The following is a 12541-nucleotide window of genomic DNA, read 5'->3' on the forward strand; positions in this document are numbered from 1 at the left end:
ATGACGGTGACGCGGCAGATCGATGTGCGGATGGACGAGGGCCTGGCGAAGGCGACGCTGGTGCTGCCGGAGGCCCAGAGGTCCGGAATGCCCGGCCTGCTGCTGTTCATGGACATATTTGGCCTGCGGCCGGCGCTGACCGCCATGGCGGAGCGCTATGCGGCGGAGGGCTATGCGGTGCTGGTGCCCGATCTCTTCCATCGCCATCCGGACAAAGGCACGTTCGATGCCGGGATCGGGTTCAAGGATCCGGAGCAGGGGGCGCGGCTGAAGGCGATGCTTTCGGCGACCAGCCAGGCGATGACGGCGGCCGACACCACATACTTTCTGACCGCGCTTGCCGATGCGGGCGCCACGGGTCCGGTCGGCGTCGTCGGCTATTGCATGGGCGGCGGCCGGGCGATCACGGCGGCGGGCACCTATCCGGAGCGCATCGTGGCTGCTGCGAGCTTTCATGGCGGCCACCTCGCGACGGAGGCCGAGGACAGTCCGCACCGGCTGGCGTCTTCGATCCGGGCGCGCATCCATATCGGCACCGCCAGCTCTGACGGATCGTTCCCGCCCGATCAGGCTTCGCGTCTGGTCGAGACGTTCCACCGGACGGGCATCGACTTCGCGCTCGAGAGCTATGCCGGCGTCAATCACGGCTGGTGCATCGACGATCACAGCGCCTATGACCGGGCCGGGGCCGAGCGGCACTGGCAGCGGGTGACGACTTTCTTCCGCGAGACGCTTCTTTAGTCGGCAAGCGTGCTTAGATTCGGCTCCCGTTCGGCAGTTTACCGACGTAACTTGAGGAATCGCCGTAGCCAGGGACGACGGGGGATACTTTCTTGTTTTTGTGTAGTCGTTATCAGAGCCAGTTTCTTCAACTCGGCCAAACCCACCGGCGCGGGCCGGTATTCTTCGATGTCACCATTGCCGACCAATTCCGATAGGCGCTCGATTGCGGCGTCAATGTTGGAAAAGTCAATTGGATGCAAATCACCGATAAAGTAGCGCCAGAACTGCAGGTCCATTAGTTGTTCGATTGTTTTTTCAGGAAAGCGCATACGAATTAGTCTAGCCGGGTTACCGCCTACAATAGCGTAGTCAGGGACATCTTTTGTCACGACGCTGCCTGCCGCAAGAATTGCACCGTTCCCGAGCGTCACGCCATCCTTAATGAACACGCCATTACCAATCCAAACGTCATTTTGGATGATGGTCCTTCGTGTATGTTCAAATGGAGTGACTTCGCGCGCTATGAAACGCTCGACGCCTTTGCTGCCGACAAAACTCGCCCACCCCCGATAGTCTCTTTTGTATTGCATAGATGAGACGGATAGCCAGTCGGTGGGGTGCCCGCCATGCCCGATCTGCACATCCCGCGCAAAGCTACAATAGCGGCCGATGGAAACATTCTGGATGAACCCGCCGTTCAAATGCGAAAACGCCCCTATCTGGAGAAAGCTAGAAAGAGAAACGTTTGCATCTACAGATAAGGGAGGCTCAAGCGACAGATGGGGGTTTATGCTTACCTCTCCTTTTGCCCCGGTTATGGAGATACCCTTTTGGCTGAGCGCCGTTGTCAGTTCCTGGTTGAATGTGATTTTTGCCATTTTCCCCTGCCACTTCACTGCAACTATACGCAGCCTGTCAGCTCGATTCCAGAGATTGGTGTTGTGAACCATGACCTGAGAGGCTGGTCTTAGCCAATCTTCCGATAAGGGCCGAGACGATCCAGGCAGTCGCCCGACTTCGGCCCGAAGCGGTAAGATAAAGGTACTTACTCGCAATCTACCGTCTGGACAAAGCGGGGCGACTTGCCCGATACCATCGGCCAAACGAGGGAGCGCGCCGACCGTTCGTGGCGGGCGCGTGGGAGACACACTATGGTCATGAGAGATGTCGTCGCGCTGCCACGCAACGAAGAGGGTATAGCTGCCGTTCTCGGCATCCTGAAGCAGGCTTTCGGAGAGCGTTTCCAGACCGGACAATCCTTCCGCGAGCAGCATGCGCACACGACCACCTACCTGCCGGCGCAGCTGCCGGATGGGGTCGTGTTCGTCGAGAACGTAGATGACGTGAAGGCGGTGGTGAGGACCTGCGCGGCGCACAAGGTGCCGATGATCCCCTTCGGGACGGGAACCTCCCTGGAAGGCCATGTGAATGCGCCGGCGGGCGGGATTTCCATCGATTTCTCGCGCATGAACCGGGTGCTGGAGGTCAATTCCGAGGACCTCGACTGCACGGTCGAACCGGGGGTGACGCGCGAGGACCTCAACACGCATCTGCGCGATACCGGACTGTTCTTCCCGATCGATCCCGGCGCCAATGCCTCGCTCGGCGGCATGGCCTCGACTCGTGCCTCGGGTACCAATGCGGTGCGCTACGGGACAATGAAGGACAATGTGCTGGCGCTGACGGTCGTCACCGCGAACGGCGAGGAAATCCGCACGGCGCGGCGGGCGCGCAAGACATCCGCGGGGTATGATCTGACCCGGCTTTTCGTCGGTGCGGAGGGCACGCTTGGCATCATCACGTCGGTGACGCTGAAGCTGCAGGGCATTCCGGCGAAGATTTCGGGCGGCGTCTGCGCGTTTCCGAGCCTCAAGGCGGCCTGCGACGCGGTTGTGCTGACGATCGAGATGGGCATTCCGGTGGCGCGCATCGAGCTTCTGGACGAGACGCAGATGCGGGCCGTGAACGCCTATTCGAAGCTGTCCTATCCCGAGAAGCCGACGCTGTTCCTGGAATTTCACGGCACGGAGGAGACGGTGGCGCTGCAGGCGGAGCAGTTCAAGGAGATTGCCGCCGAATGCGGTTCCGATCCGTTCCAGTATACCGCCAATGCCGAGGAGCGGACGCAACTGTGGAAGGCCAGACACAACGCCTATTGGGCGGGACGGGCGCTCGCGCCTGAACTCGCGGGGCTGTCCACAGATGTATGCGTGCCGATCTCGCGCCTGGCCGATTGCGTGGCGGAAACGCAAGCCGACATCGTCGAGACCGGGCTTTTGGCGCCGATCGTCGGGCATGCCGGTGACGGTAACTTCCATGTGCTGATTCTCTTCGACGACAAGAGTGCCGGCGATGTGGCCCGGGCCGAGGCCTTCATGGCGCGGCTCAACAAAAGGGCACTGTCAATGGACGGCACCTGTACCGGCGAGCATGGCGTCGGGCAGGGCAAGATGACCTTCGTGGAGGAGGAGATGGGGCCGGCGCTGGAACTGATGCGGCAGATCAAGCGCGGACTCGATCCCGACAATATCTTCAATCCGGGCAAGATCTTCCGCCTGACGTGATTTGCGAATTGTACGCGGGATCACAAGGTTTTGCGGCTTGCCGCACCGCCGAATACGGGTAGTCTGCTGCAAACGACAAGGGAGCGGATAGTTGCTCGGACGATTCCTCGTGGCACTCGGCGGTCTGGTGGTGGTGGCGCTTTTCGCCGCTCTGCTCGCGCCGTTCTTCGTCGACTGGACGGATTTCCGCAGCGACTTCGAGGACCGGGCGAGCCGCATCCTCGGCAAGAAGGTGACCGTCAACGGCGCCGTCGAGGCGCGCATCCTGCCATTCCCCTCCGTGACGATGCATGACGTAACGGTTGGCCGTGACGACAATGGCGAGCCGCTGGTGCAGGTGGCGCGGTTTTCGATGGATGCGGAGCTTGCGCCGTTCCTCTCCGGCGAGGCGCGCATCTTCGACATGCGCATCGAGGAGCCGAAGGTCCGGCTGCGGCTCCTGGAAAACGGTACGCTCGACTGGCTGCGCGGCAGCAATCCTGCCATTCCGGCGCGCACGGTGGTGCTGGAAAGCGTGCGGGTGAGCGGCGGCACGGTCGAGTTCATCGACGAACAGACCGGACGAATCCGACGAATCGAAAGCCTGCAGGCCGATATGCGGGCGAGTTCGCTTGCCGGTCCCTGGACGATCGAAGGGCGCGGCGTGCTGGACGGTGAGGCTGGTGCCTTCTCGATCGCGACGCAGCAGATGGCCGAGGGAAGCGCCGCCCTGCCGATCCGCACGCGTCTGATGCCAGACATGCGGCCGTTCACGCTGGAGCTCGACGGCACCATCGCGCTGAAGGAGGACCGGCCGAGCTATGAAGGGCGTTTCGATGCCCGCTGGCTGGCCGACAAGGAGGCGACCGTCGTGAATGGCGTCAAGCCGCCGCGGCCGCCGGAGATGAAGGGCGAGTTTTCGCTGACCAACGAGGCGATCCGCATTCCCTCCTACCGGCTCGAACTCGGCGATGCGGACAATCCCTATGCCGTGAACGGCGAGGCGACGCTGGATACCGGGCAGGAGGCCGAATTCCTGCTGACCGCGGAGGGCCAGCAGATCGACGTCAACCGCATCGGCAACGAGGGCGCCAATGGCAAGACAGGGCGCGACCCGTCGCTGTCGGCGCGGCAGCGGCTGATGGGGCTCGTGGCGCGGGCGGCGGAAATTCCGATCCCCTCGGTGCCGGGCCGGGCGACGCTTCGCCTGCCGGCGATCGTCGCAGGCGACACCGTCGTGCGCGACATCCAGCTCGATCTGAGGCCCGATGGCGGCGGCTGGACGGTGGACAAGGCCGTGGCCGTGCTGCCGGGCCGCACGACGGTGGAGGCGAGCGGCGATCTGAGGCTCTCCGGGGACATGTCGTTCACCGGCGACCTGCTGGTGGCGTCGACGCAGCCCTCCGGTCTTTCGCAATGGCTCGCCGGGTCGGTCGATCCCGCCATTCGCGGCCTTGCCTCTCTCGGATTTTCGGCCCGGGTCGACCTGACGCCGGAAATCCAGCGCTTCGACCGGCTGGAGCTTGCGATGGGCGGGGCGACGCTCAACGGCCGGATCGAACGGCAGTCTTTCGTCAATTCAAAGCCGAATATCACCTTCGACCTGAACGGCAACGCGGTCGATCTTGAGGCGATGCAGGCGGTCTATTCGCTGGTCGCCGGCGAGACGAGCGCCGAAAGCTTCTTCGCGCATCAGATCGGTGCCCGACTGACGGTGGACGAACTGACCTATAGCGGGATCACGGCGCGCGACGTCGATACGACGTTCACGGTCGGCGAGGAGGGGATTTCCCTCGAAAAGCTCGAAATCGGCAATCTCGGTGGTGCGGTGATTTCTGCTTCGGGTCGCGCCAGTGGATCGCTGCTGGAGTCCAGCGGCGACGCGACAGTGAGGGTGCGGGCGGCCGATCCGAGACCCTTCCTCGATATCGTCCGGTCGCAGATGGCGGCCCATCCAGCGCTCGACAGGCTGGTCGACAACGCCGCGTGGTTCGAGAACGCCGACCTGACGGCGCGGATCGCCTTTGGAGAGAGCCAGGGCGGTGGCATCGGCGTGCGTGTGGGCGGCACCGCAAACGGCAGCCGCATCGATCTCAACTATCTGGGCGAGGCGCCGGAGGATCTTTTCGCCGCGCCGGCGGGACAGATGGACCTGACGGTCGAGAACGCAGACGCGTCGATCCTGCTCGGACAGGCGGGGCTGCAGCCGCTGCCGCTGCCGCTCGACCAGGCGGGTATACTGACCCTGCTGATCGCCCAGCCGGAAGGCGATGGCGCGGCGGAAACCACGCTGACATTCACGACCGACGATGCGAGTGTCACGGCCTCCGGCCAGGTTTCCTTGCAGGCGGAAGATTTTCTGCGCGGCCAGATGCGGGTCGACATCGACAGCAGCGATCTCGCGCCATACCTGCTGGCAGGTGGCGTGCAGGTACCGGCGCTGCTGGACGGGCTGGCGGTGAAGGGCGGCGCTGATGTCGCGATCGGCGACACCACCGTTGCTGCGGAGAAGATTGTCGGCGAGATCGCCGGGACGCCGATAAGCGGCACGCTCACGGTCGATCGGGGCCAGTCTCGGCCGAAGGTGACCGGTGTGCTTTCCCTCGGCACACTCGATCTTGCCGTTCTGGCCGAGTCGGTGTTCGGGCCGCTTTCCGATCCGGCGACCGGCGACCGCAATACCCAGCCACTCGGCATGGCATCGATCGCCGGGCTTGACGGAACGGTCAAGTTCACCACGTCCCGCCTGTCGCCGGGCGTCGGCGGTGAGCTGACCGATGTCAGCGGTTCGCTGGTGCTGAACGACGGAAGCCTGGCGCTGGAGGATATTTCCGGAACGTGGCTTGGCGGGACGGTGACTGGTCGGCTGGCGCTGACGAACGCCAATGCCAGCGGCTTCGCGCAATTGAAGCTGACCATCGAGAATGGCGATCTTGCCGCGGTGACGCCGCGTCCCGGCGGTGTGGCGGCGGCGACGGGCCGCTTCGGGCTGACGCTGATCGGCGAGGCGGCCGGCGCGAGCGTCGACGAAATTCTGCATTCGTTCAACGGTTCCGGTAGCGCCATGCTTCGGGAGGTGGACATTTCCCGGTTCGACCTGACGCTGTTGCCGGCATTGACGGCGATGTTCGACGCGGAGGAGACGGAAATCACAGAGGCTTCGGTGCGGGAGGCGATCGGTCCGCTGCTTGCAAGGGCGCCGGTGCGTCTCGGCGATGTATCCGTGCCTTTCAACATCACGGACAGCGTGGTGCGCGTCCAGAACCTGACCGTGCCGGCCGGGACAGCGGCGATCCGAGCCGACGGGCGATTCGACCTGCGAGGCGCCGGCGTGGAGATTTCGGCAGATGTGACGCTCGATGCGGGCGATGAGGAGGTCACGGGCGCAGAACCTGCCTTCCGTGTCGACCTGATCGGCGACGTCGCGGGGCCGCTCAGCGAAATCTCCGTCACCGACCTCACCAACTATCTGTCGCTGAGAGCCTTCGAGCGCGAGCGGCGCCGTGTGGAAACCTTGCAGTCCAACGTGCTGGAGAAACAGCGGCTGCGGCGCGAGGTGGCACTCTACCGGGCGCTGGACCTTGTGCGTGAGGAGACGCGCCTGAAGGAGGAAGAGGCGCGCAAGCTGCAGGCGGCGGAAGAGGCGCGCCTGCGGGCGCTGGCGGCCGAACGCCGGGCGCGGGAGATCGAAGAGCAGCGGCTCAACGCAACGCCCGACGACGGATCGACGGGCACGGTGGCGCCGACCGGGGAAATCGAAGCTCCGGAGGTTCCAGCGGCAGATCCGGCTGCGGCTCCGGGCGGCGGTTCCGGTGGCATGCCGGTTCCCGCACAGGAGCGCGTGACGCGCGGCGCACCATTACCGCCCCTTAAATTCGAGGGGCTTCCGGGCGTTTATTGATGTTTTGCGTGAGGACGGGGATGCTCGGTTAAGTCACGAGCGGCGGCAGCAAGGCAGGTCAGACGATCGCGCTGCGATCACCGAAGGGCGTCTCGTCGTCGTAGTTGCGGGTGCCGATCCGGTCGCTTTCGCCCGACAGTTTCTCGTCGGCGCGGGTTTCGGTGGATTGCCCGCCGCCTTCACCGCGAGCAGACGCCTGCATCCGTTCCGCCGCCTCGGCCGCGGCAGCGCTCGCCTCAAGCTGCGCCACCTGCTCCTGAAGCTCGCCGATCTCGTCTTCCAGAGAGGACTTGGCTTCCTCGTCGGTCGCCGCGCTCATTTCCTGCTGCTTGGCGGAAATCCGGTTTTCGATGCCGGCGATTTTCGACCGGATCGATGCGGCCGTGTTGTTTGTCGTAGAGACCTCTACGGTGGTGGATGCGGATGTGACGGCACTGACCATGGGACGCTCCTGATAGTGGGCGGCAAGGACCAACGACTGAGGGACGACGCGGTGAACCGGGAAACGAGTGACCGGCGCGCGATTCGGCGAATCGAATAAATTCGATATAGGGGGTCAGGCGTGAACGAATGGTTAGTGTGCGTACTTGAACCGGACGCGGCGTTGGTTGACCGCCGGATGGTCGTTGCGAGCATGAACCCCGGTCCCAGGAGCGTCGGTTAGAGGCGCTTGCAAATGCCGTCCAAGCCCGTTCAGTTCTCGGCCGCGCCCGCCTTCAACACATCGAGCACATGCAGGCGAAGGGCGGAGGAGAGGTTGGTGGAGGCTTCGCGGGTTTCGTCGATCTCGGCCACGAGGGCGGCCAGCGAGAGGCCGCGATCGGATGCGATGGCTTTCAGTTCCTGCCAGAAGGGTTCCTCGAGCGACAGGCTGGTCCGGTGACCATGGAGGGAGACGGAATGTTTGCGGATCAAAGGACACCTCCGCTGCGCGACACGCATTGAAATTCAAAAACGGCGAAAACGTTCCTCCACCGGCCTCGCGCTGCGGCGGTGGCGAACGTCACGTTTCGTCGGATTTTTCCAGTCGTCCCTGCTCGTGCGCGCGCTCGGCCTTTTCGTTCAGCGCGCGCGTCAGGTCCTTCTCCACCTTGGTCCTGCCGAAGGCAATACGGTTCTGCTCGGCTTCGCGCGCCTTGAGGTCGCGCGCCTTGGCCTTGCGGAACTGGCGGAGATTGACGACGTCGCCGGTCATGGACCCGGCTCCGTCACTGCTTCTTGCGGAAGGCGTCGAGGGAGACGACGGAGCCTTCCTTCTTTTCGTCGGAGGCTGGCTTGGCTTCGGCGCCATCCTCCTGCTTTTCGGCCGTGGCGACGGGATAGGCGGTAACTTCGCCGCCTTCCTCATCCTCGTCCGCAAGCGGGACGTCGAATTCGAGCTCGAAGTTGACCGAGGGGTCGTAGAAGCCGCGGACGGCGTTGAACGGGATGACCAGCTTTTCCGGCGTGTCGGAGAAGGAGAGGCCGATCTCGAACAGGCTGTCTGTGACCTTGAGATCCCAGAACTGGTGCTGGATGACGATGGTCATCTGCTCGGCATATTTGGCTTTCAGGTGCTGCGAGATGCGCACGCCCGGCGCACCGGTCAGGAAGGTGATGAAAAAGTGATGATCACCCGGCAGCCGGCCGGTCGCCGCCACCTCCGCCAAGACCTTGCGAATGACACCACGAAGGGCGTCCTGAGCGAGAATGTCGTAGCGAATGTGGTCCGTCGCCATGTGATCCTGTCTTTCCTTGCTGTTCCTCTCGCGAGGCGCGCCTTATCGCATGATCCGGCAAAGTGTCAAAGCCGGTCACGAGTCACGGAAAGCCATACTACACGATTTTCATAAAGGGGAGTAGGTGAAGGCTTCTGTTGCCAGGTGCCTTCGAACCCCGCCTTGAGGGGCTAACCCCAAGGACTTTAGAGCGGGTTTCCCGCACCGCCATTAGGCAGCGAGAGCGTAACCCTTAGCGTTGTTGTCGTTTGCAACTACACTTGTGACCCGATAACGGCGGTATCATGCCGAGCAAAAGTTCGATCTTTACGCCCTTGTCGATCCTATTTCGCCCCCATCAAAAGCCGGTCCGACAGACGTCGTCACCGACCGGTTTTTGGTGGAGGCGCCGGGTACCGCCCCCGGGTCCAATAGGTTTATTACACCGACCGTTTATTGCCATAGCCGGAGCAAGCCCCGGCAAGGCTGATATAGGTGTTTCCGCCGGCGATGAAAAGAGGGGCGGGCGAACTATCCCGGCCTCCCGCCGCAGGTGCAATCAGCGGCAGCGGTTGCGGAAGACGATGTAATCGCCGGTCTTGTCGCTGAAATACTTGATGACGTAGCCCTTCTGGCCGCTGTCTCCGACGGGCACGCGGCATCTGAGGCCCCATTGGGTCTCCCGGCAGGACTCGACGAGGAAGCACTGGCCCGGCTCGATCCGGCCGATGATCTCACTCTTCATGTCCTCTTTGCCGCGAATGTTGAGCATGTTGAGGGCCTGGGCCCGGATGGGACCATTGCCGGTGCGGGGCGGGACGACGTCGACATCCTCGGCGCAGCGATCGTTGTCGTAGCGGCGATAGCACTTTTCGCGGCGGGTATTGCCGGCATTCTCCTGGCGTTGGGGCGCGCCGATACGCTGGCCGCTGGCGGGCTTCATCGTGACAAGACTGCCGTCGTTCATGCGACCGGTCAGAACGCCGCGATTGACGTTGAGCGTGGCAATCTGGAAGTTGTTGGTGCCGAGGATCGTCACGCCGTTACCGGTGGGCGCCCAAGCCCAGGCAAACGACATCGGGCCGACGCAGGTATAGGTCGTTGCCTTCAATTGGCCGCCCATGGCCTGGCCGGACAGATTGATCGAGCAGGCCCCAAGCGGCCCGCCCTCGACGGTCCAGTTGCCGACGAAATCCTGCGGCGACTGGGCGCTGGCCGCCGTGATGTCAAGAAGGGCCAGAAGGCCCAGGATAGCGAATGCACGAACTGCCAGTCTTTTCATGTCCATCCCCACCTAGTCGCGCCGCGAACGCGGCCCTGCTTTCTTCCGTCATTGCCGATCAGCGGGCAAGGTCCAAAATTTGCATCGACAGGACCCAGCCCATATAGGCTATGGAAAACCTCTTCCGGGCCGGTCCTTCGCTTGGTTCCCCCGGACCGAGCCTGTAGGATGCGGCTACTTTCGACTCGTGGTGAACCATGCGGCAATATCTCGATCTTCTTCGTCATGTGATGGACAACGGCTCCGACCGGGGCGATCGCACGGGCACCGGCACGCGCTCCGTGTTCGGCTACCAGATGCGCTTCGATCTCTCCGGCGGCTTTCCGGTGACGACGACGAAGAAGCTGCACCTGCGCTCGATCATCCACGAGCTGCTGTGGTTCCTGCGCGGCGACACCAATATCGCCTACCTGCACGAGAACGGCGTGACGATCTGGGACGAGTGGGCCGACGAGAACGGCGATCTCGGCCCGGTCTACGGCTCGCAATGGCGGTCCTGGCCGGCGCCGGACGGGCGCAAGATCGACCAGATCGCCAACCTGATCGAGAGCATCAAGACCAATCCGAACTCGCGCCGGCACATCGTCTCGGCCTGGAACCCGGCGGAGGTGGACGATATGGCGCTGCCGCCGTGCCACTGCCTGTTCCAGTTCTACGTGGCGGACGGCAAGCTGTCCTGCCAGCTCTACCAGCGTTCGGCCGACATCTTTCTCGGCGTGCCCTTCAACATCGCCTCCTACGCGCTCCTGACGCTGATGGTGGCGCAGGTGACGCGGCTTCAGCCCGGCGATTTCATCCACACCTTCGGCGACGCGCATCTCTACGCCAACCATTTCGAGCAGGCGAAGCTGCAGATGTCGCGCACGCCGAAGCCGTTGCCGGTGATGCGGCTCAACCCTGACATCACCGACATCTTCGCCTTCCGCTTCGAGGATTTTACGCTGGAAGGCTACGAGGCCGACCCGAACATTAAGGCGCCGATCGCGGTGTGAGGGATAAATGAGGCGGGCGGAGCTTCAACGCATCGCGGTGGAAAAGCTCGATGATGCGGAGCTTCTGTTTCGCCATGGACGATACTCGAACGCGTATTACCTTTTCGGCTATGCGGTGGAGATCGCTCTCAAGGCGCGGCTCGCGCGCTTCTTCGAGGCCGATACGATACCGGACAGGAAATTCGTGAACGATCTTCACACCCATAATCTTGCGCGCCTCATGGAATTTTCTGGCCTCCAGGCCGAATTGCGTGCGGCGCAGGCCCAATCGGTGCGGTTAAACGCCCATTGGTCCACCGTTACTGATTGGTCCGAGGCGTCCCGCTATGATATGATTGACCAATCGCGAGCAACGGCAATGCGCGATGCGGTGGCGTCCGAGGAAGACGGGGTGTTCGAATGGTTGCGGAAACGCTGGTGAAGGATGACATCGATGCCGGCCTGCGGTTGCTGGAACTGCTCGACCGGGCGGGTTTCGGCGTGACCGCGGCGTTTTGGTTGTACGATTCCGATCAGGAACGCTGGCGGTTCGTCGTTGCCGCGAGGGACGCCGAGCGGGTTCTAGGGCAGAAATACCTGGATGCTGCGGGGATTATCTCCAAAGCTCGCGAAAGCGGGCTTCCCGATCTCCTGCCGCTCGATCGTGTCAGGATCACAAGTTCGTCAGATCCGCTGGTCGCGGGCCTGACGCAGGTCGTGCGCGTCCCCGGGACGACGAGTGCGCGGTTTTCCCGTTCGATGGTCAATGGCATCTACGTCGAGGACGCCCTCATACACAGGCTGGCTGCCTGATGAACATCGTCATCGTGGTGGCGGCGGCGCGGAACGGTGTGATCGGGCGGGATGGGGACATGCCGTGGCGGTTGTCGACGGATCTGAAGCGCTTCAAGCAAATCACGCTTGGCAAGCCGATGGTGATGGGGCGGAAGACATTCGAATCGATCGGTTCGCGACCTTTGCCGGGGCGACCGCATGTAATCGTGACGCGCAACCGCGACTTTCATGCCGACGGGGTCGAGGTCGCGACGAGCCTGGAGGCTGGCCTTGACCGGGCAGGGGCGATTGCGGCGGAAACCGGTGTCGATACGGTGTTCGTCGTCGGGGGCGGGGAGATCTACCGGCAGGCCATGCCGCTCGCCGATGAGCTGCACGTGACGCATGTCGAGGCGGAGATCGAGGGCGATACCGTGTTTCCCGAGATAGACCCTGCTGTCTTCGAAAAAATCTCGGAGGAAAAGGTTCCGGCCGGGGAGAAAGACAGCCACGCGACGCGATACGTCGTCTATCGCCGAAAAGCTGCGGCATAACGCTCTATTTTCCATAGCTCTCAAAGAAGTTAGGGGCTTTCCGTTGAAAGCTTGGGGTCTCGTCCCTATAACCATGCCATGAGCCTGCGGGGTGGC

The 12541-nt window shown here is 63.0% G+C and carries 13 protein-coding genes and 1 other RNA gene; 7 read left to right on the top strand and 7 right to left on the bottom strand.

What is annotated here, in order from left to right:
• Nucleotides 1-741 (top strand): dienelactone hydrolase family protein, encoded by a 741-nt coding sequence (locus tag J5J10_RS05570; RefSeq protein WP_211929155.1) that lies wholly within the window; start codon nucleotides 1-3, stop codon nucleotides 739-741.
• A 38-nt stretch (nucleotides 742-779) separates the two neighbouring features.
• On the opposite strand, the gene J5J10_RS05575 is transcribed toward J5J10_RS05570, so the two are convergent.
• Complete coding sequence (locus tag J5J10_RS05575) at nucleotides 780-1601, bottom strand: CatB-related O-acetyltransferase (protein ID WP_211929156.1); 822 nt, start codon at nucleotides 1599-1601, stop codon at nucleotides 780-782.
• Nucleotides 1602-1874: 273 nt separating this feature from the next.
• On the opposite strand from J5J10_RS05575, the gene J5J10_RS05580 reads away from it, so the two are divergent.
• On the top strand, nucleotides 1875-3287 hold the full coding sequence (locus J5J10_RS05580; RefSeq protein WP_211929157.1) for an FAD-linked oxidase C-terminal domain-containing protein: 1413 nt from the start codon (nucleotides 1875-1877) through the stop codon (nucleotides 3285-3287).
• A gap of 91 nt (nucleotides 3288-3378) precedes the next feature.
• Nucleotides 3379-7167, top strand: a complete 3789-nt coding sequence (locus J5J10_RS05585) for an AsmA family protein (protein ID WP_211929158.1) — start codon at nucleotides 3379-3381, stop codon at nucleotides 7165-7167.
• A 58-nt stretch (nucleotides 7168-7225) separates the two neighbouring features.
• Here J5J10_RS05585 and J5J10_RS05590 read toward each other — a convergent pair whose 3' ends face one another.
• The 6 genes from J5J10_RS05590 to J5J10_RS05615 form a co-directional block, all read right to left on the bottom strand.
• A complete protein-coding gene (locus J5J10_RS05590) occupies nucleotides 7226-7609 on the bottom strand; it encodes a hypothetical protein (protein WP_211931305.1) in 384 nt (127 codons plus the stop codon).
• A gap of 251 nt (nucleotides 7610-7860) precedes the next feature.
• The gene (locus tag J5J10_RS05595; protein WP_211929159.1) at nucleotides 7861-8082 is read right to left on the bottom strand and encodes a ribbon-helix-helix domain-containing protein; all 222 of its coding nucleotides are present in this window, start codon (nucleotides 8080-8082) and stop codon (nucleotides 7861-7863) included.
• An 88-nt stretch (nucleotides 8083-8170) separates the two neighbouring features.
• Nucleotides 8171-8362, bottom strand: coding sequence for a DUF4169 family protein (locus J5J10_RS05600; RefSeq protein ID WP_208551432.1), 192 nt, complete (start codon nucleotides 8360-8362; stop codon nucleotides 8171-8173).
• 13 nt (nucleotides 8363-8375) lie between these two features.
• Nucleotides 8376-8885 carry an SspB family protein gene (locus J5J10_RS05605; protein ID WP_208551431.1) on the bottom strand — a complete coding sequence of 170 codons (510 nt, stop codon included), beginning with the start codon at nucleotides 8883-8885 and terminating at the stop codon, nucleotides 8376-8378.
• Between the two features lie 123 nt (nucleotides 8886-9008).
• Nucleotides 9009-9385: a transfer-messenger RNA gene (gene ssrA, locus J5J10_RS05610) on the bottom strand.
• Between the two features lie 38 nt (nucleotides 9386-9423).
• Nucleotides 9424-10146, bottom strand: coding sequence for an AprI/Inh family metalloprotease inhibitor (locus J5J10_RS05615; RefSeq protein WP_211929160.1), 723 nt, complete (start codon nucleotides 10144-10146; stop codon nucleotides 9424-9426).
• Between the two features lie 197 nt (nucleotides 10147-10343).
• On the opposite strand from J5J10_RS05615, the gene J5J10_RS05620 reads away from it, so the two are divergent.
• Genes J5J10_RS05620 through J5J10_RS05635 form a run of 4 tightly spaced genes read left to right on the top strand, consistent with a single transcriptional unit; the run spans nucleotide 10344 to nucleotide 12445 of the window.
• Nucleotides 10344-11138 (top strand): thymidylate synthase, encoded by a 795-nt coding sequence (locus J5J10_RS05620; protein ID WP_211929161.1) that lies wholly within the window; start codon nucleotides 10344-10346, stop codon nucleotides 11136-11138.
• Nucleotides 11139-11145: 7 nt separating this feature from the next.
• Complete coding sequence (locus J5J10_RS05625; protein WP_208551428.1) at nucleotides 11146-11559, top strand: HEPN domain-containing protein; 414 nt, start codon at nucleotides 11146-11148, stop codon at nucleotides 11557-11559.
• Nucleotides 11556-11930 carry a hypothetical protein gene (locus J5J10_RS05630; protein ID WP_211929163.1) on the top strand — a complete coding sequence of 125 codons (375 nt, stop codon included), beginning with the start codon at nucleotides 11556-11558 and terminating at the stop codon, nucleotides 11928-11930. The genes J5J10_RS05625 and J5J10_RS05630 overlap by 4 nt, the downstream gene beginning before the upstream one ends.
• The gene (locus tag J5J10_RS05635; RefSeq protein ID WP_211929164.1) at nucleotides 11930-12445 is read left to right on the top strand and encodes a dihydrofolate reductase; all 516 of its coding nucleotides are present in this window, start codon (nucleotides 11930-11932) and stop codon (nucleotides 12443-12445) included. The genes J5J10_RS05630 and J5J10_RS05635 overlap by 1 nt, the downstream gene beginning before the upstream one ends.
• The last annotated feature ends 96 nt before the right edge of the window (nucleotides 12446-12541 follow it).

It is taken from the genome of Ciceribacter sp. L1K23 (assembly GCF_018122705.1).
GTDB lineage: Bacteria > Pseudomonadota > Alphaproteobacteria > Rhizobiales > Rhizobiaceae > Allorhizobium.